The sequence below is a fragment of the Saccharothrix xinjiangensis genome, assembly GCF_039527585.1.
Lineage (GTDB): Bacteria > Actinomycetota > Actinomycetes > Mycobacteriales > Pseudonocardiaceae > Actinosynnema > Actinosynnema xinjiangensis.
Map to the genome: position 1 here is coordinate 56670 of NZ_BAAAKE010000032.1, position 17086 is coordinate 73755.

16 protein-coding genes are annotated in these 17086 nt (G+C 72.2%); 10 read left to right on the forward strand and 6 right to left on the reverse strand.

Translation table 11 applies throughout. From position 1 onward, the window contains the following. Positions 1-127 precede the first annotated feature (127 nt). Positions 128-4288 (forward strand): SpoIIE family protein phosphatase, encoded by a 4161-nt coding sequence (locus tag ABD223_RS37950; RefSeq protein ID WP_344042121.1) that lies wholly within the window; start codon positions 128-130, stop codon positions 4286-4288. Further along, positions 4285-4617, forward strand: a complete 333-nt coding sequence (locus ABD223_RS37955) for an STAS domain-containing protein (protein WP_344042124.1) — start codon at positions 4285-4287, stop codon at positions 4615-4617. The genes ABD223_RS37950 and ABD223_RS37955 overlap by 4 nt, the downstream gene beginning before the upstream one ends. A gap of 288 nt (positions 4618-4905) precedes the next feature. Here ABD223_RS37955 and ABD223_RS37960 read toward each other — a convergent pair whose 3' ends face one another. From ABD223_RS37960 to ABD223_RS37980, 5 genes are all read right to left on the reverse strand, one after another. Continuing rightward, on the reverse strand, positions 4906-6588 hold the full coding sequence (locus ABD223_RS37960; protein ID WP_344042126.1) for a ribonuclease J: 1683 nt from the start codon (positions 6586-6588) through the stop codon (positions 4906-4908). A 56-nt stretch (positions 6589-6644) separates the two neighbouring features. Further along, positions 6645-7016 carry a MerR family transcriptional regulator gene (locus ABD223_RS37965; RefSeq protein WP_344042196.1) on the reverse strand — a complete coding sequence of 124 codons (372 nt, stop codon included), beginning with the start codon at positions 7014-7016 and terminating at the stop codon, positions 6645-6647. A 160-nt stretch (positions 7017-7176) separates the two neighbouring features. Further along, positions 7177-7725: a spermidine N1-acetyltransferase gene (gene speG / locus ABD223_RS37970; protein ID WP_344042128.1), complete on the reverse strand. Its 549-nt coding sequence runs from the start codon at positions 7723-7725 to the stop codon at positions 7177-7179. Positions 7726-7840: 115 nt separating this feature from the next. Beyond that, entirely contained in the window at positions 7841-8140 is a 300-nt protein-coding gene (locus ABD223_RS37975) for a hypothetical protein (protein ID WP_344042130.1), read from the reverse strand. Between the two features lie 76 nt (positions 8141-8216). Further along, on the reverse strand, positions 8217-9806 hold the full coding sequence (locus ABD223_RS37980) for a S8 family serine peptidase (protein WP_344042132.1): 1590 nt from the start codon (positions 9804-9806) through the stop codon (positions 8217-8219). Between the two features lie 285 nt (positions 9807-10091). Between ABD223_RS37980 and ABD223_RS37985 the strand changes: the two genes are divergently transcribed. From ABD223_RS37985 to ABD223_RS38005, 5 genes are all read left to right on the forward strand, one after another. Beyond that, positions 10092-10448, forward strand: a complete 357-nt coding sequence (locus tag ABD223_RS37985; protein ID WP_344042198.1) for a BlaI/MecI/CopY family transcriptional regulator — start codon at positions 10092-10094, stop codon at positions 10446-10448. Then, positions 10445-11326: a M56 family metallopeptidase gene (locus ABD223_RS37990; RefSeq protein ID WP_344042134.1), complete on the forward strand. Its 882-nt coding sequence runs from the start codon at positions 10445-10447 to the stop codon at positions 11324-11326. The genes ABD223_RS37985 and ABD223_RS37990 overlap by 4 nt, the downstream gene beginning before the upstream one ends. Positions 11327-11392: 66 nt before the next feature. Then, positions 11393-11680, forward strand: a complete 288-nt coding sequence (locus tag ABD223_RS37995) for a hypothetical protein (RefSeq protein WP_344042136.1) — start codon at positions 11393-11395, stop codon at positions 11678-11680. After that, positions 11677-12528 (forward strand): c-type cytochrome biogenesis protein CcsB, encoded by an 852-nt coding sequence (gene ccsB, locus ABD223_RS38000; RefSeq protein ID WP_344042138.1) that lies wholly within the window; start codon positions 11677-11679, stop codon positions 12526-12528. Before ABD223_RS37995 ends, ccsB begins: the two co-directional genes overlap by 4 nt. Before the next feature lie 129 nt (positions 12529-12657). Next, positions 12658-12981: a hypothetical protein gene (locus ABD223_RS38005; RefSeq protein WP_344042140.1), complete on the forward strand. Its 324-nt coding sequence runs from the start codon at positions 12658-12660 to the stop codon at positions 12979-12981. Here the strand turns inward: ABD223_RS38005 and ABD223_RS38010 are convergent. Beyond that, the gene (locus ABD223_RS38010; RefSeq protein ID WP_344042142.1) at positions 12968-13834 is read right to left on the reverse strand and encodes an AAC(3) family N-acetyltransferase; all 867 of its coding nucleotides are present in this window, start codon (positions 13832-13834) and stop codon (positions 12968-12970) included. The genes ABD223_RS38005 and ABD223_RS38010 overlap by 14 nt on opposite strands. A 440-nt stretch (positions 13835-14274) precedes the next feature. Here ABD223_RS38010 and ABD223_RS38015 point away from each other — a divergent pair, with 440 nt between their 5' ends. Genes ABD223_RS38015 through ABD223_RS38025 form a run of 3 tightly spaced genes read left to right on the forward strand, consistent with a single transcriptional unit; the run spans position 14275 to position 16942 of the window. Next, positions 14275-15207 carry a thiamine pyrophosphate-dependent dehydrogenase E1 component subunit alpha gene (locus ABD223_RS38015; protein WP_344042200.1) on the forward strand — a complete coding sequence of 311 codons (933 nt, stop codon included), beginning with the start codon at positions 14275-14277 and terminating at the stop codon, positions 15205-15207. Then, positions 15207-16181: a transketolase C-terminal domain-containing protein gene (locus tag ABD223_RS38020; RefSeq protein WP_344042144.1), complete on the forward strand. Its 975-nt coding sequence runs from the start codon at positions 15207-15209 to the stop codon at positions 16179-16181. The genes ABD223_RS38015 and ABD223_RS38020 overlap by 1 nt, the downstream gene beginning before the upstream one ends. Further along, positions 16181-16942, forward strand: coding sequence for a ferritin-like domain-containing protein (locus tag ABD223_RS38025; protein WP_344042146.1), 762 nt, complete (start codon positions 16181-16183; stop codon positions 16940-16942). The genes ABD223_RS38020 and ABD223_RS38025 overlap by 1 nt, the downstream gene beginning before the upstream one ends. The last annotated feature ends 144 nt before the right edge of the window (positions 16943-17086 follow it).

The window sequence follows — 17086 nt, forward strand, 5'->3', positions numbered from 1 at the left end:
ACGTGCGCGGCCCCCGGAAGGCTGACCTATCCTACGGGCCACCTCACCGGGCGGCGGTGGGAGTTGTGCGGTCACGGGGGCCAGGGCATCGGCTCCGGTGTGGTCGGCGTGGACGAAGGGGTTTGCGGTGACGCGTTCCGACGATGCCCGGCACGAGCCGACGGCGGTGGCCGACGTGTTCGCCGTCGACGCCGAGGTCGGCCCGAACCTCGCCGCGGTGGACTGGGGGAGGACCCCGCTGGGTCCGCCGGAGGGCTGGCCGCAGAGCCTGCGGACGGCGGTGAGCATCCTGCTGTCCTCCCGGTTCTCCATGTGGATGGCGTGGGGCCCGGAGCTGACGTTCTTCTGCAACGACGCCTACCGGCGCGACACGCTGGGGCGCAAGTACCCGTGGGCGCTGGGCCGTCCGGCCGGTGAGGTGTGGGCGGAGATCTGGGGCGACATCGGCCCGCGCATCGACACGGTGCTGGCCACCGGGCGGGCGACCTGGGACGAGGCGCTGCTGTTGTTCCTGGAGCGCTCCGGCTACCCGGAGGAGAGCTACCACACGTTCTCCTACAGCCCGCTGCGCGACGACGCCGGCACCGTGGTCGGGATGCTGTGCGTGGTCAGCGAGGACACCGAGCGGGTCATCGGCGAGCGCCGGATGGCGACGCTGCGCGACCTCGGCTCGGACCCCAGCGTGGTGCGCACCGAGCAGGAGACGCTCGCCTTCGCCCGCCGCCAGTTCGCCCGCAACCGCCGCGACCTGCCCTTCACGCTGACCTACCTGTTCGCCGACGACGGCTCCGCCGAGCTGGCGAGCGCGACGGGGATCGACGAGGCGTCCCCGGCCGCCCCCGCGACGCTGTCCACCGACGACTTCGGCGCGGTGTGGCCCGTGGCGGCCTTGGCCTGCGGTGAGTCCGTGCTGGTCGAGCTGGACGGACCCGCGTTCGCGGCGCTGCCGGCCGGGGACTGGCCGGCCGCGCCCACCCGTGCGCTGGTGGTGCCGTTGCAGCAGCAGGGCGGCGCGCCCTACGGGTTCGTGGTGGTCGGGCTGAACCGCTACCGGCCGCTGGACGAGGGCTACCGCGGGTTCGTCGACCTGGCCGCCGGGCACGTCGCGGCGGGCATCGCGAGCGCGCGCAGCTACCAGGCCCAGCAGCGGCGGGCGGAGGAGCTGGCCGAGCTGGACCGCGCCAAGACCGCGTTCTTCTCCAACATCAGCCACGAGTTCCGCACCCCGCTCACCCTCATCATGGGACCGGTGGCGGAGCTGCGGGACCGGCTGGCGCGGACCGACCCGCAGGCGAGCGGGGAACTGGAGGTCGTGCACCGCAACGGGCTGCGGCTGGGCAAGCTGGTCAACACCCTGCTGGACTTCTCCCGCATCGAGGCCGGCCGGATGCGGGCCGCCTACGAACCCGTCGACCTGGCCGCCGTCACCGCCGAGCTGGCCAGCGTGTTCCGCTCGGCGATCGACAAGGCGGGCCTGGTCTACGAGGTCGACTGCCCGCCGCTGCCCGAACCGGTGTTCCTCGACCGGGGCATGTGGGAGAAGGTCGTGCTCAACCTGCTCAGCAACGCCCTGAAGTTCACCTTCGAGGGCTCGATCCGGGTCTCCGTGCTGGCCGGCGACGACGAGGCGGTCGTCACCGTCGCCGACACCGGCATCGGGGTGCCGGCCGAGGAGATGCCGCGGCTGTTCGAGCGCTTCCACCGCATCGACAACGCCCGCTCCCGCTCCAACGAGGGCAGCGGCATCGGTCTCGCGCTGGTGCGGGAACTGGTGGGCCTGCACGGCGGCGCCATCACCGCCGACAGCACCGAGGGCGAGGGCACCCGCTTCACCATCAGCCTGCCGTTCGGCTCCGACCACCTGCCCGCCGACGCCGTCGCGCCCGCCGCGGGCCTCACCGCGGTGTCGGTCACGGCCGACCCCTACGTGCAGGAAGCCCTGCGCTGGCTGCCCGCCGACCAGGGCGGCGCGGCGGTCACGGACGTCAAGTCCTCGGACCCGGACACCGCGACCGGTCCCGCGGCGCCCGCCACGGTGCTGGTCGCCGACGACAACGCCGACATGCGCGAGTACCTGGTCCGGCTGCTGACGGGCGCCGGCTACGAGGTCCACGCCGTCACCGACGGCGTGGAAGCCCTGGAAGCGGCCCGCGCCCGAACACCGGACCTGATCGTCAGCGACGTGATGATGCCCCGCCTGGACGGCCTGGAACTGGTCGCCGCCCTGCGCACCGACCCGCGCACCGCGGCGGTCCCGGCGCTGCTGCTGTCCGCCCGCGCCGGGCAGGAGGCGTCCATCGAGGGCCTCCAGGCCGGCGCCGACGACTACCTGGTCAAGCCGTTCGCGGCGGCCGAGTTGTTGGCCAGGGTGCGGGCGAACGTGGAGCTGTCCCGGCTGCGCAACCACCACGCCCGCTGGCGCACCGCGCTGATCGACTCCCTCCAGGAGGCGTTCTTCGTCTGCGACGAGGACGGCGCCGTCGTGGAGATCAACTCCGCGTTCACCGGCATCCTCGGCTACGGCCCCGAGGGCCTGCCCTACCGGCCCGTCCACCCCTGGTGGCCCGACGCCGACCGCGATCCCGAGGGCCACCGGCAGGTCGTTGACGCCTTCTCCGGCCTGCTCAGCCGCGCTCAGGGCGGCTACACCATCCCCGTCACCCACCGCGACGGCCACCTGCTGTGGGTCAACGTCATGTTCAACTCGGCGCAGGACCCCGACACCGGTCGCACCGTGGTCGTGGGCACCTTCCGCGACGTCACCGCGGAGCACTACGCCATCCAGCGCGACACCGCCCTGGCGGCGCTGAGCATGCGCCTGTCCGCGGCGTCCAGCCTGCCGGAGGCCCTGTCCGGAGCCCTGGAAGAGCTCAAGGACCTGTGGCGCGCCCGACGCGTCATGGCCGCCGTCCTCGCCGACCCGGGCGAACCGGCGTTGACCACCACCGACCCCGCCCTGTCCTGGCACGACCTGTCCGAACAGGAGCGCGCGGACCTCACCGCGCTGCGCGAACGCCCCGCGCTGAGCCCGACCGCCCACCGCACCACGGGCACCGGCGTCACCCTGGAACACCCCGACGGTCCCATGGCGCTCTGGCTGGACCTCGACGAGCGCCGCCCCTTCACCGACCAGGACGAGCTCCTGCTGTCCCTGCTGGCCGGGCACCTCGCCCAGGGCCTGACCCGCGCGCACCAGATCGACCAGCAACGTGAAACCGCGCTGGCGCTGCAACGCGCCGTCCTCGGTCCCTCCCGGCTGCCCGACGGCTTCGCCGTCCGCTACGAACCCGCGGCACGGCCCTTGGAGATCGGCGGCGACTGGTACGACACCGTCACCCTGCCCGACGGCCGCATCGGCATCGTCGTCGGCGACTGCGTCGGCCGCGGCCTGAAGGCCGCCGCCGTCATGGGCCAGCTGCGCAGCGCGTGCCGCGCCCTGCTCCTCCAGCAGACGAGTCCGGCCCGCGCCCTCATGGCCCTGGACCACTTCGCCGCGAGCCTTCCCGGCGCGCTGTGCACCACCGTGTTCTGCGGCGTCCTGCACCCGGAAACCGGTCACCTGACCTACTCCAGCGCCGGGCACCCGCCCGCCATCCTGGCGCACCCGGACGGCAGCACCCTCCTGCTCGACCAGGCCGGCTCGATCCCCCTCGCCGTGCGGCCCGGCGCACAGCGCCCCGAGGCGGAGTGCGCCCTGCCTCCCCGCGCCACGCTGCTGATGTACACCGACGGGCTCGTCGAGCGCCGCCGCCGCCCGCTGACCGAGGGCATCGGCCAGGCCGGCGAAGCCGTCCAGGACGGCCGCGACGCCGCCCTCGACGACCTCGCCACCCAGGTGATGGACCGGTTGGCCCCGGCCGGCGGCTACGACGACGACGTCGCCCTGCTGCTCTACCGCCACCCCGCACCGCTGGAGCTGACCTTCCCCGCCGAATCCGCCCAGCTCGCACCGGTCCGCAGGACCCTGCGCGGCTGGTTGGAGCAGTGCGGACTGCCCCCGCAGGCCATGCAGGGCATCCTGGTCGCCGCCGGCGAAGCCTGCGCCAACGCCATCGAGCACGGGTACCGCGGCACCACCCCCGACGTGGTCCGGCTGCGGGCTCGGGCACTGGTCGGCGACCTCTACCTGTCGGTGACGGACACCGGCCGCTGGAAGACGCCCCAGCCCGAGCTCAACGCGCACCGCGGGCGCGGTGTCGCCCTGATGCGCGCCCTGATGCAGCAGGTCACCATCACCCCCGGCCCGGTCGGCACCACCGTCGACATGCACCTGAGGATTCCCCGATGACCACACCGCTCACCCTCACGCCCGGCCGAGGCCCCGACGGCGCCGCGGTCCTCAAGGCCGTGGGCGAGATCGACATGAGCAACACCGACGCCTTCTCCGCCGCGCTCTCCGCCGCCCTCGACGACCTCCCGGGACGGCTCGTGGTCGACCTCACCGAGTGCGACTACCTCGACAGCGCCGGCATCAACGTCCTGTTCGCCCACGCCGACCGCGTCGAACTCCTCGCCACACCCCTCCTGGCGCCGGTCATGACCTTCTCGGGGCTCACCGCCGTGGTCGCGGTCCGCGGTCTGGAGGACGACGCGGTCGGACCCCGGCAGCACCCGTAGCGCCGTGACGCGCGGCCCGGCCGGTGCTCAGCGGTCGTGGCCGGGTGGCGGTTCGTCGTCATCGCGGGGTGCTGACCGCTCCTTCCATGCTCACGCCTGGTGAGCATGGAAGGAGCGGACCGGGCCGGGCGGACGACGGGCTGTTTGCCGGACCCCGGCAAACAGGGGGGGGTTGGACCGGCCGCCTCTTGTGGAAGGCGGACGGTCCGGGTGGGGCCGCTCGGCAATGTGGCGGGAGGCTGGTCGACGGCGGCGAGGTGGTTGGGTGCTACGGCCCCCCGGCGGAGCTCACCCCTCGATGACGACGGGGATGACGACCGGGCGTCGGCGGTTGATGCGGAACGCCCAGTTCTGCACTTCGCGGCCGATCAGCCGTTCCAGCTCCTCGAAGTCGGTGACGCCGCGTTCGTTCGCACCGGCCAGGGCCTTCTCGACGGCGGGGATGGCGGGGGCGAAGGTGGAGGCGTCGTGCTCGAAGCCGTGGGCGATGAAGTCCGGTGGCTCGATCAGGCGCCGGGTGTCGAGGTCGACGAGCGCGACGACGGCGATGACGCCCTCCTCGCCGAGGGTGCGGCGCTGGGCCAGTGACGCCTCGGTGACGCCGCCGACGGTCTGGCCGTCGACGTAGACGTTGTGGATCTCGACCTTGCCGGTCACCCGGACGTGCCCGTCTTGCAGGTCGAGGACGTGGCCGTTGGAGGCGATGGGCACGTTCTCGCGGTGCACGCCGGTCTTGATGGCGAGTTCGGCGTTGGCGCGCAGGTGCCGCGCCTCGCCGTGCACGGGCAGCACGTTGGCGGGCTGGATGATGTTGTAGCAGTAGACGAGTTCGCCGGCGCTGGCGTGGCCCGAGACGTGGACCTTGGCGTTGCCCTTGTGCACGACGTTCGCGCCGCGCTCGGTCAGGCCGTTGATGACCCGGTAGATGGCGTTCTCGTTGCCCGGGATGAGCGAGCTGGCCAGCAGGACGGTGTCGCCCTCCTCGACCTGGATCGAGTGGTCGCCGGAGGCCATCCGCGACAGCGCCGCCATGGGCTCGCCCTGGGACCCGGTGCACACCAGTGTCACCTGACGGGGTGGCACGCGGTCCATGCGCTTGATGTCCACGACGAGGCCGTCGGGCACCTTGAGGTAGCCCAGCTCGATGGCCACGCCCATGTTGCGGACCATGGAGCGGCCGACGAAGGCGACCTTGCGGCCGTGGGTGTGGGCCGCGTCGAGGACCTGCTGGATGCGGTGCACGTGGCTGGCGAAGCTGGACACGATCACGCGGCGCGGCGTGGTGCGGAACACCTCGTCGATGGCCGGGGCGAGGTCGCGCTCGGAGATGGTGAAGCCGGGCACGTCGGCGTTGGTGGAGTCGACCAGGAACAGGTCCACGCCCTCCTCGCCGAGGCGGGCGAAGCCGCGCAGGTCGGTGATGCGGCCGTCGAGGGGGAACTGGTCCATCTTGAAGTCGCCGGTGTGCAGCACGAGACCGGCGGAGGTGCGGATCGCGACGGCCAGGCTGTCCGGGATGGAGTGGTTGACCGCCAGGAACTCCAGGTCGAACGGGCCCCGCGACAGCCGCCGCCCCTCTTCGACCTCCACGGTCACCGGAGTGATGCGGTGCTCGACGAGCTTGGCCGCCAGCAGGGCCAGGGTCAGCCGGGAACCGACGATCGGGATGTCGGGGCGCTCGCGCAGCAGGTAGGGCACACCGCCGATGTGGTCCTCGTGGCCGTGGGTCAGCACGACCGCGACCACATCGGACAGCCGGTCGCGGATGCAGCTCCAGTCCGGCAGGATCACGTCCACACCGGGCTGGTGCTCCTCGGGGAACAGCACCCCGCAGTCGACGACGAGCAGCTTGCCCTCGTGCTCGAACACGGTCATGTTCCGGCCGATCTCACCGAGCCCGCCCAGTGCGATGACCCGCAGGGCGTCGGGGGCGAGGGCCGGTGGAGGGGCGGAGGTTCGAGCCGAAGTCACACCCTCACGTTACGGGAGGGTGTGACGGGGCACAAAGCCGACCCCGGTTCGGGTGATCAGGCGCGGGGCAGGTGGGCGCGCAGGGTGGCGGCGAAGTCCTCGGCGATGCGCAGTTGGGCGCGCAATTCGTCGCAGCGCCGCTCGGCGGTCGTGTGGAAGTGCGCGAGCCGGTCGAGGTGCTCGGCGCGGTCCTCGTCCTCGGTGGCGGACAGCGCGTCGAGGACGGTGAGCAGCTCGCCCATCTCCTCCAGTTGGAAGCCCAGCGGCTTCATGCGCTTGATGACCTGGAGGCGGTCGACGTCGGGGTCGGTGTAGAGGCGGAACCCGCCCTGGCTGCGGGCGCCGGGCACGACCAGGCCGACCTCCTCGTAGTAGCGGATCGTGCGCAGCGACAGGCCGGTCCGCTCGGCCACCTCGCCGATCTGCATCTTCCCGCCCACGGGTTCCCTTCCAGCGCCGAGTACGTGATCAGACCATTGTGGCACCCGGCGAGGGGGCCTCGTCCGCGTCGCGCGCCGGCCTGACCGCCGTTGGCCTGGGCGTCACCAACCCGGAGCCGACGGACATCCACCCGGTCGTCCCGCGTTTTCACGGCGATCCCGGGATGCGCTTTTCACGCTCCATCCTCTCCAGGTGCTCGTGTTGCAGGACTCCCATGCGCAGCGCGTTGCGGTAGCGCCCCGCGGCGAAGAACTCCTCGCGCAGGATTCCCTCGTCCTGGAAACCGACCTTCCGGTACACGTGGATCGCTTTTTCGTTCGCCACGTCCACGATCAGGTAGATCTTGTGCAGGTTCAGGACCGCGAAGGCGTAGTCCAGTGCTTTTCTCGTGGCGGTGGCGGCCAACCCGCGCCCTTGGTGCCGCGGTGCGATGATGATCTGGAACTCGGCGGTGCGGTGCACGTCGACGATGCCCACCAGTTCGACCAGCCCGGCCGGTTCGCCGTCGACGTCCACGATGAAACGGCGTTCGCGTTCGTCGTGGATGTGGCGGTCGTAGATGTCGCGCAGTTCCACCAGCGCCTCGAACGGCTCGTCGAACCAGTACGACATGATCTGATCGTCGTTGAAGAGCTGGTGGACGAAAGGCAGGTCGTCTCGTTCCAGTGCGCGCAGGCGAAAGGAGGGCGCTGACATGGCGTGATTCTAGCTCGTGGCCCCGCAAGCACTGCGCACACAATCGATCCGCGCACCGGCATCCCGCCCGGCGACTACCGCGACAACACCTGACCCGCCCGACCGCCCTGCCTGCTCATGCCGTTCCCCGGGCGCGCGCGACGAGCGCGGACCGTCGAGACCTGCCATCGCGATCATGCCGGTCCCGTCTGCTGTGGCAGACCGACGGGCAGGGGCTCCGGTTCGACGTCGGCGAGGTGCCGTCGGACTGCCACGCGGCCAGTTCGTCGTGGTGGTAGCCGTGCAGCTGGTGGAACGTGGTCATGGCCCAGGCGAAGTTCCACGCGGTGTGGTGGTGGTGCCGGGCGGCGGCGTGGTGGGTGGCCAGCAGGTGCTGGTGTTGGGTGGCCAGCGGGTGCTGGTGTTGGGTGTCCATCCAGGCCAGTGCGGCCGTGTTGTCGAGGACCGGCGCCCCGGACTGGTTCCGGGGCGCCGGCGCGGGGCTCAGGGGATCAGAGGGTCAGGGTCCACGAGTCGATGTAGCCGACGTCGTTGGCGACGACGTCGCGCACCCGCAGCTTCCAGGTGCCGCTGCGGGATTCGCCGGACAGGTTGAGCGTCGTGGTGCCGATGACGTTGTCGGCGCTGTCGGTGCTGCTGGAGTTCTTCAGCCGGTACGCGCTGCCGTCCGGGGCGACCAGGTCGACCACCAGGTCGCCGCGGAAGGTGTGCTTGATGTCGAGCTGGACGGTGCTGGAGGCCGACCCGGCGCCGGAGCAGGACAGGCTGATCGGGCTCTCGACGGTGGTGAGGTCGTTGATCGTGACGTTCGCGGCGTTGGTGTTCGTGCAGTCCGTCGGGTCCGGGCCGGGACCGGGGTCGCCGGTCATGAACCCGGTGTAGAGCAGGCGGTTCGGGGACCCCGAGCCGATGCCGGTCAACTTGTCGGGGGTGGCGTTGGTGACCAGCGCGTCACGGGCCTGCGCCGGGGTGGCGTTGGGGTTCTGCGACAGGTAGACCGCGATCGCCCCGGCCACGTGGGGGGAGGCCATCGAGGTGCCGGTCATGGTCGCGGTGCCGGTGGTGCTGGTGTGCGACGCCGAGACGATGTTCGTGCCGGGGGCCCAGATGTCCAGGCAGGAGCCGTAGTTGCTGGAGCTGGAACGGGCGTCGGAGCTGGTGCTGTTGCCGACCGTGACGCCCGCGGTCACGTACTGCGGGCTGTAGCCGCAGGCGTCGTCGGTGGAGTTGCCCGCGGCCATGACGAACTGCACGCCGCCGGAGATCAGCGCCTTCACCGCGTTGTCCAGCGACGGGTCCGAGCAGCGCTGGCGGCAGCCGATGCTGTAGTTGACCACGGCGGGCTTGACCGCGTTGTTGCGGACCCAGTTGATGCCGGCGATGATGTCGTCGTTGGCGCCCGAGCCCTGGCAGTCCAGCACGCGCACCGCGTGGACCGTCGCCTTCTTGGCCACGCCGTAGCGGGTGCCCGCGGCGGTGCCGGCGACGTGGGTGCCGTGACCCTGGCAGTCACCGGGGTTGGCGTCGCCGTCGACGAAGTCGTAGCCGGTCGAGGTGCGGCCGGTGAAGTCGGTGTGGCCGGCGTTGATGCCGGTGTCGAGCACGTACACGTGCGCGCCCTGGCCCGCGTTGGCGGGGTAGGTGTAGGCGTTGTTCAACGGCAGGTCGCGCTGGTCGATGCGGTCGTCGCCCCAGTTCGGCGGGTTGGTCTGGGTGTCGGCGATCGTCATCTCGTGCGCCTGCTGGACGTAGGCGACCTCGGGGTCGGCGGCCAGCCTGCGCGCCCGTTGCTCGGTCATGGTGACCGAGAACCCGTTGATGAGGTCGAGTCGGTGGCGCAGCTCGCCGCCGTAACGGCGGGCCTTGTCCGACGAGGCCGCCTGGAGGGCGGCCGAGCTGTCCTTGAGCTTGACGATGTAGCGGTCCTTGACCGCGCCCTGCGCGTTCGCGCCGAGGATCGCGCTCTGCGCGGTCGCGGGGACGGACACCGTGACGATGCCGGTGGCGGTGGCCGCGAGCAGCACCGCCGCTCTGATCGCCGCCGTGCGCAGGGGGACGGACTTCGTGTTCCGTTGTCGCATACGAGCTTCTCCATTGTGCGTCACCGGTGGGAACACCAGCCGGGGGAGCGCCCGTCGGGCAGGGTTTGACGGTGACGGCCGCTCGACGCCCACGATCAAGTGCGGCACCGCGGTAAACAATCCGGGTGGTGCAAACTAGGTATACTTAAGATCAACTCATTCGTTCCGGGCCCCTCGGCCCGAGGCCGGTGTCCCCAGGCCCGTCGGTGCATCGCCGCCCGTCACCCGTCACCTGACGGGCGGCGGCGCGTGGCGGCCGTATCATCGCCCCGTGTCGTGCGGGGTGTGGCGGTGAGCGGGTTGGGCGAGCTCGAACGGGCCGTGATGGACGTGCTGTGGGACCGGGGCGAGCCGGTGGCGGTGCGCGAGGTGGTGCGGGCCCTGGCTGGGCGCGACCTGGCCTACACGACCGTGATGACGGTGCTGAACCGGCTGGCCAAGAAGGGGTTCGTGCGTCGGGAACCGGGGGAGGGGCGGGCGTTCGACTACGCCCCGGTGGCCGGCCGGGAGCAGTACGTGGCGCGGTTGATGCTCGACGCGCTGGAGCTGGCCGGTGACCGCGGGACCGCGTTGGCGCACTTCGCGCGGTCGGTGAGCGAACCCGAGGCGGAGGCGTTGAGCCAGGCGCTGGACGAGCGGTGAACGCGTTCTGGCACCTGGCGGGGACGCTGGTGCTGTGCACGGTGGTGGCCGGTCCGCTGGCGCGGGCGCGGTGGGTGTGGAGGTCGCCGCACACGGGTGTCGCGCTGTGGCAGATGGTGGGCCTGACCTGGGCGTTATCGGTGGTGGGGCTGCTGCTGGAGGTCGGCCTGGCGCCCTACGGCGCGCCGATACCGGTGGCGCTGGGCCGGTGGTTCGACGACGCGGTGCGCGGTGATCTGACCCCGTTGGCGGTGCTGGTCGTGCTCGGGCTGCTGTCGGGTGCGGACCTGCTCATCGGGCTGGGGTGGACGTGGTGGTCGGTGCTGCGGGTCCGCCGTCGTCACCGCGACGTGCTGGCGCTGGTCGCGCGGCGGGACGAGGCCGCGCCCGGCGCGCTGGTGGTCGACCACCCGCTCGTCGTCGCCTACTGCGTCCCGGGCGCGCGGTCGGCGGTCGTGCTCAGCTCGGGCGCGCTGGACGCGCTGACCCCCGATCAGCTCGACGCGGTGCTGGAGCACGAGCACACCCACGCCAGGGAACGCCACGACCTGGTGTTGTTGCCCTTCAGCGCGCTGTGCTCGGTGTTGCCCCGGGTCCGGGTGGTGCGCGAGGTGGCCGACGCCGTGGCGCTGCTGGTCGAGATGTGCGCCGACTACCGGGCCGGCCTGCGGTGCGACGCCCGGTCGCTGGCCGCCGCCCTGCGCAGGTTCAGCGCGGCCAGGCCCCCGGAGGGCGCGTTGGGCGCCGCCGACGTGGCGGTGCGGGCGCGGCTGGCCCGCCTGGAGGGCATGTCGCCGCTGCCCGCCGCGGCGCGCTGGTCGGTGCTGTGCACGGGCCTGGTCATGGTGTCGACCCCGCTGAGCTCCCTGGTCTGGTGACCCGCCGAAGTAGCTACTACAGGACGTAGTGCTACGTTTCGTAGTAGTTGCTTCGAGGGGGGTTCGATGATCGATGTCCTGGCGACCGCGCTGACGGTCGTGGCTCTGGTGGCGGCCGTCTGGTCGCTGCTCCTGGCGGTGTTCGACCACCCGATCACGCTGCGCACCAAGCCCACCCTCGGTGACCGGCTCGCCCTCGCCACGCGGTCGGACCCGGGACGCCTGCTGATCGTCGCGCACGCCCTCTCCTCGACCTCGCGCTCCGGTTTCGACCGCGACCGCTTCTTCGTGCCGCTCGCGCCGCCGGTCCTGGACCTGCCGCGGCCGCGCCGCACCGATCGGGGGACCTCATGACCGCGACCTTGAGCGACTGGCTGTTCACCAGCGCGTTCGGCGTCTACATGCTCGCCGCCCTGCTGTGCGCGACCGAGTACGCCTTCACCCGGCACGCCGCCCACCCACCCGCCTTCGCCGTGCGCGTCGGGCGCTCGGGCATCGCGCTGACCGTCCTGGGCGGACTGCTCCACTTCGGCTCGTTGGCGCTGCGGGGCATCGCGACGGGGCGGGTGCCGTGGGGCAACATGTACGAGTACCTGTCCGCGGTCGGCTTCGTGGCCGTGGTGGCGTGGCTGTACGCGGTGGCCAGGCACGACATGCGCCGCATGTCGGTGTTCGTGCTGCTGCCCGTGGCCCTGATGCTGTTCCTGGCCGGCAACCGGCTCTACGCCGAAGCCTCGGCCCTGCCGCCCCCGTTGCAGTCCTACTGGATCGTCGTCCACGTGGCCGCCGCGATCATGGCCAGCGGCGTGTTCCTGCTCTCCGGCGTGGTCAGCGCACTGCACCTGCTCAGCACCCGTCGACCCCGGCCGGGCATCAGGCGGCTGCCCCCGGCCGATCACCTGGACGAGCTCGCCTACCGCAGCGGCACCGTCGGCTTCCTGGCCCTGACCTTCGCCATCGTCACGGGCGCGGTGTGGGCGGAGCAGGCCTGGGGGCGCTTCTGGGGATGGGACCCCAAGGAGACCGTCGCGTTCGCCTCGTGGGTCTGCTACGCCGCCTACCTGCACGCCCGCGCCACGGCGGGGTGGCGCGGGCGCGGCGCGGCCTGGATCAACGTCGTCGGCCTGGTCCTGGTGCTGTTCAACCTGTTCTTCGTCAACCTGGTCGCGGTCGGCCTGCACTCCTACGCCGGGGTCGACTGACCTGTGGGGCGCGAGCGCCGGCAGGGGAGGCGAGGGGTTGTTCGACCCACATCACGACACCACCACAACGGGTAGCGTCGCGCGACCCCCAACCGCACGGTGGGGTGAAGCACGACCGAGGAGTGTCCGATGACCACCACCAGCCGGGTCGCCGCCGGAATCGCCACCGCCGGCCTGATCGTCGCCGGTGCGGTGCTCACCGCCACGCCGGCGACGGCGGCGACCAAGGGGAACATCAGCATCTACAACAACTGCGGCCGCCCCGCCATCACCACCATCCACCGCCTCAACGGTGACATGATCGCCGGCACCGGGGCGGCGCCCGCCGGCAGCCGCTTCTCCTACCCGGTCTACGCGGGCACCTACCAGGTGCGCGTGCCGGCCGGGGCGCGCAACGTGACCGTGCTCAACGTGTCGGGGAAGGTGCACACCGTCTCGGTCAAGGCCTGCTGATCGGCTGGGGTGACCCCGTGCCGGCCGGGTCCGCGGGCGCCGCGTCGGCCGCCGAAGCGCCGGCGCGGTGCTCCGCCAGCCAGGTCCGGGCATGGGCGACAGCCTCCGCCAGCGGGAACAGGTGCGTGACGGCCGCGCCCACCTGGCCCCGTCGGACCGGTCGTTCCTCGACGAAGGCCGCGCCCAGTTCGGCGAAGTCGTCGCTGTCCAGGAGGATGTCGCGGACCGTCGTCCAGGACCGGCCCTCCGCTGTCGTGATCGCGAAGGAGTTGTCGGTCTTCGACAGGAACGGGAGCCTGTACTCGGCCAGGTGGAACGCGGTGCAGGAGTCGAAGCCCGCGCCCAGCAGGAGGACTCGCGCGTCCAGCGCCTCCAGCCGCGCGAGCGGGCTGCGCTCGCCCAGTTGGCAGTCCAGGGCGTGGTCTCCCACGATCTCGGCGGCGCGCGGTCCGACGGCGGCGAACGAGGTCTGCGGGTGGGCGCTTCGCAGCGCTCCCGGCCACGTCCGCGCCACCTCGGGGATCACGCCCATGCCGCTGGACGGGGTCGTGCGCGGGTCGTAGGGCGGCATGGACGCGCGGATGTGGGGCCACCACGGTTCCGGCACGGGCGGGTTCCGCCACTTCGCCGGGTCGGAGTTGTCGCCGCACTGCGTGGGCACCACCAGCGTTCCGCCCTCGCCCAGGACGTCCAGCAACGCCTGCACCACGGCGGTGGCTCCGCCGCAGACCCAGCCGAGCGAGCTGAGCGAGGAGTGCACCAGGGCGGTGTCGCCGCGGCGCAGGCCCGCCTCGTCCAGTTGGGCGGCGATCGACTCCCGCGTGCACAGGGGGCCGGTGGGCGGCTTTCGCATCGCCGGAGGGTATCGCGCCGGGGAGTCCGGTGAGCGGGGTCCGGTGGGCGGGGCCATGCTGCCCCGGGGGCGTGGAGAACGTCCTCGGAATATGGTCAACCGTTGAAGAGGAAAGCCGAAGGATTGCCTGGGGCATTGTGATCTTTCGAAGTCCGGACAGATTTTCGTGGACGGCTGCACCGAATATCCGGACGCTCCGCCACCGTTCGGCTGAATGCTCGCCCACGAACAGCGGAGTGGTACGGCCGTTCGTGTTCTTCCCCTTGTTTGCCCTGGTCACGACCCCCTGATCATCTTAGTATCCCCCTAGCGCCGAGCCGGCCGACCTGCTCGGCGAAACCCGACCCCACTCGACCAAAGCGAACGCGCACTCCGCGAACGATGATCATCGCCATGGGGGCCGCATGACAGGGGCGGAGCTGATCGCCGCCTATCGGACGATGTGTCTGATAAGGATCTTCGAGGAAGAGGTCCTGGGGATGACCGCGGCCGGTCTGGTGCCGGGTTTCGTGCACCCCTGCACCGGGCACGAGGCCGTGGCGGCCGGGGTGCTCGCCGGGCGCCTGCCCGAGGAGTGGGTGGTCAGCTACTACCGCTGTCACGGGCACGCGCTGGCCTGCGGCTCCGACCCGCTCGCCGTCCTGCGCGAGATCCTCACCAGGCGGGGCGGGCTGTGCGGGGGCAAGGGCGGGTCCATGCACCTGGCCGACCGCGCCAACCGGTTCCTCGGCGCCAGTTCGATCGTGGCCGCGCAGCTGCCGATCTCGGCGGGCGTCGCCTTGAACGAGCAGCGCGCCGGCGACGGCCGCGCGGTGGTCGTGTTCTGCGGTGACGGCGCGCTGGGTGCCGGTGTCGCCTACGAGACGCTGACCACCGCGCGGCACCTCGGGCTCCCGCTGCTGGTGGTGTGCGAGGACAACGGGTGGCAGGACCACACGCCCAGCCCCGAGGTCACCTCGCTGTCACCGGCCGAACTGGTCGCCGGTCTGGGTGTCGGGCACCGCGAGGTCGACGGCAACGACGTCACCGAGGTCGCCCGCGCGGCGGGGGAGCTGCTCGCCGACTGCCGCGCCGGCGCGGGTCCCCGCGTCCTCGTGGCGCGTACCTACCTGCGGGACTTCCACGCGCAGTCCGGGCCCGACGTCCCGGTCGAGTACCGGCCGGCGGACGAGGTGGACCGCTGGCGGCGGCGCGATCCGCTGGACGTGGCGGCGAACGCGCTGGTCGCGCTGGGCGTCGACCCGGCTCCGGTGCGCGCCTCGGTGGCCGAGGAGGTCGCCCGGGTGGCCGTGGTCGCCCTGGCCACACCGGAACCGGAGCCCGCTTCCGCGACGACGGCGGTGGCCGTCGCCGGTTGGGCGGGGTCCGCCTGATGGCCCGCCGCCACCCGGCTTCCGCCGCGCTGCGCGCCGCGCTGGAGGAGCAGCCCGACCTCGCCGTGCTGTGCACCCACCACCCGGCCGCCCACCGGGAGCTGTTCGGCGCCGACCGGATGATCCAGCTGCCGATCGCCGAGAACGCCATGCTGGGCATGGCCACCGGCATGGCGCTGACCGGGCGGCGCGTGCTGGTGAACGTCGCGCGGGCCGCGTTCCTGTTCAGCGCGTTCGACCCGCTGGTGAACCAGGCGACCAAGTGGCGCTACCTGACCGACGGCCAGTTCCGGGTGCCGCTGGCGATCCGCGCGCTCACCAGGGGCGGCGAGCACCTCGGCGCGCAGCACGAGCACGTGCCCCACGCGATGCTGGCGCAGGTGCCGGGCCTGGTCGTCGCGGTGCCGGGGTCGCCGAACTCGGCCGCGGGGCTGCTCGCCGCCGCGTTGCGCCACCCCGACCCGGTGGTGGTGCTGGAGTCGCCCGCCCTGTTCGCGCCCGGTTGGGAGTCGCTGCCCGAACCGGAGCCGTCGCCGGCTGCGCTGCCGTTCGGCGTGCCCAACCGGGTCACGGACGGGCGGGACGTGACGTTGATCGGCATCGGCAACACGGTGCGCACGGTGCTGGGCGCGGCGACCGCGCTCGCGGGTCGCGGTCGCGCCGCCCAGGTCGTCGACCTGCGGACCGCCGCGCCGCTGGACGTCGCGCTGCTGGCCGAGCTGGTCTCGGCCACCGGCTGCGCGGTGCTGGTGGACGAGGCGCCGCCCGCGTGCTCCCTCATGCACTCGGTGGCCTACCAGCTCGTCGCGGCCGGCGCGGTTCCGCCCGACCGGGTGCGAGTGGTCAGCGGCGCGGCGTGCCCGGCGCCCGTCAACCCAGGCCTCCAGGCCGTGCTCGCCCCCGACGTGCCCGCGGTGGTGGACGCCGCGCTGGGAGCGCTGGGAGCGCCGACACTCACGAAGGGATCGGTCTGATGGGACTGCTGCGCCCCGAGGCCCTCGACGCCGACGAGCTGACCTACCGCATCTTCGGCCTGGGACGGGACGTCACGCCGTGGCGGGCCGAGGACGTCATCGCGAGCGGTCCGTTCACCCGGGACGCGAAGCGGTCGGAGCTGGCCTGGAAGCTGGCCTCCCGCGGCTACTACGCCGAGCAGGCGGGCCTCGTGGCCGCCGCGACCCTCGCCGTGCAGACCGACGACACCGCGCTGCGGTTCAGCCTCGCGACCGCGGTCTCGGACGAGGCGCGGCACGCCGACGCCTTCTACCACTACGCCAGCGTGGTGGGCGGGGAGCCGGAGGAGTGCCAGGAGATGGTCGAGCCGCTCGACGAGGGCCTGACCGCGCTGCCGTACCTGGGCAAGGCGCTCGTGCACACGATGCTGGAGGGCTTCGCCGCCGACGAGTTCCTGCTGCTGCGCGAGGTGTTCGCCGACGACCCGCTCGGCAGGCTCTACCACCACATCCGGCACGACGAGGTCCGGCACATCGCGATCGGCATGAACTACCTCGCGCGCGAGTCCAGGACCCCCGGGGGGCGGGAGGCGTGGCGCGAGCACGGCGAGGAGTGGATCGAGACCGGCCTCGGGCTGACCGGGCTCGCCGGCGTGGCGAAGTGGCTCGGCGCGCTCACCGGTCGCGAGCCCGCCGCGGTCCACGACTGGTTCCTGCACCGCCACCGGATCCGGTTGCGGGCGGTGGGGGTCGAGACGGCGGGAGGAGGTGACGTGGCATGAAGATCAAGAAGGTGGAGATCAAGACGACCGTGACGGGGGTGTGCAAGTACCTCCAGGGCGGTGACCTGGCGGCCAAGCGCAACACCGCGAAGTAGCAGTTCGGAACCGGGTGGGACCGGTGAGGCCGGTCCCACCCGAGTCGGT

Excerpts from the sequence above, each read along its gene's own strand:
- ABD223_RS37955 (WP_344042124.1), top strand. The coding sequence starts at position 4,285 with ATGACCACACCGCTCACCCTCACGCCCGGCCGAGGCCCCGACGGCGCC.
- ABD223_RS37965 (WP_344042196.1), bottom strand. The coding sequence starts at position 7,016 with ATGCAGATCGGCGAGGTGGCCGAGCGGACCGGCCTGTCGCTGCGCACG.
- speG (WP_344042128.1), bottom strand. The coding sequence starts at position 7,725 with ATGTCAGCGCCCTCCTTTCGCCTGCGCGCACTGGAACGAGACGACCTG.
- ABD223_RS37975 (WP_344042130.1), bottom strand. The coding sequence starts at position 8,140 with ATGGACACCCAACACCAGCACCCGCTGGCCACCCAACACCAGCACCTG.
- ABD223_RS37980 (WP_344042132.1), bottom strand. The coding sequence starts at position 9,806 with ATGCGACAACGGAACACGAAGTCCGTCCCCCTGCGCACGGCGGCGATC.
- ABD223_RS37995 (WP_344042136.1), top strand. The coding sequence starts at position 11,393 with ATGATCGATGTCCTGGCGACCGCGCTGACGGTCGTGGCTCTGGTGGCG.
- ccsB (WP_344042138.1), top strand. The coding sequence starts at position 11,677 with ATGACCGCGACCTTGAGCGACTGGCTGTTCACCAGCGCGTTCGGCGTC.
- ABD223_RS38005 (WP_344042140.1), top strand. The coding sequence starts at position 12,658 with ATGACCACCACCAGCCGGGTCGCCGCCGGAATCGCCACCGCCGGCCTG.
- ABD223_RS38010 (WP_344042142.1), bottom strand. The coding sequence starts at position 13,834 with ATGCGAAAGCCGCCCACCGGCCCCCTGTGCACGCGGGAGTCGATCGCC.
- ABD223_RS38015 (WP_344042200.1), top strand. The coding sequence starts at position 14,275 with ATGTGTCTGATAAGGATCTTCGAGGAAGAGGTCCTGGGGATGACCGCG.
- ABD223_RS38020 (WP_344042144.1), top strand. The coding sequence starts at position 15,207 with ATGGCCCGCCGCCACCCGGCTTCCGCCGCGCTGCGCGCCGCGCTGGAG.
- ABD223_RS38025 (WP_344042146.1), top strand. The coding sequence starts at position 16,181 with ATGGGACTGCTGCGCCCCGAGGCCCTCGACGCCGACGAGCTGACCTAC.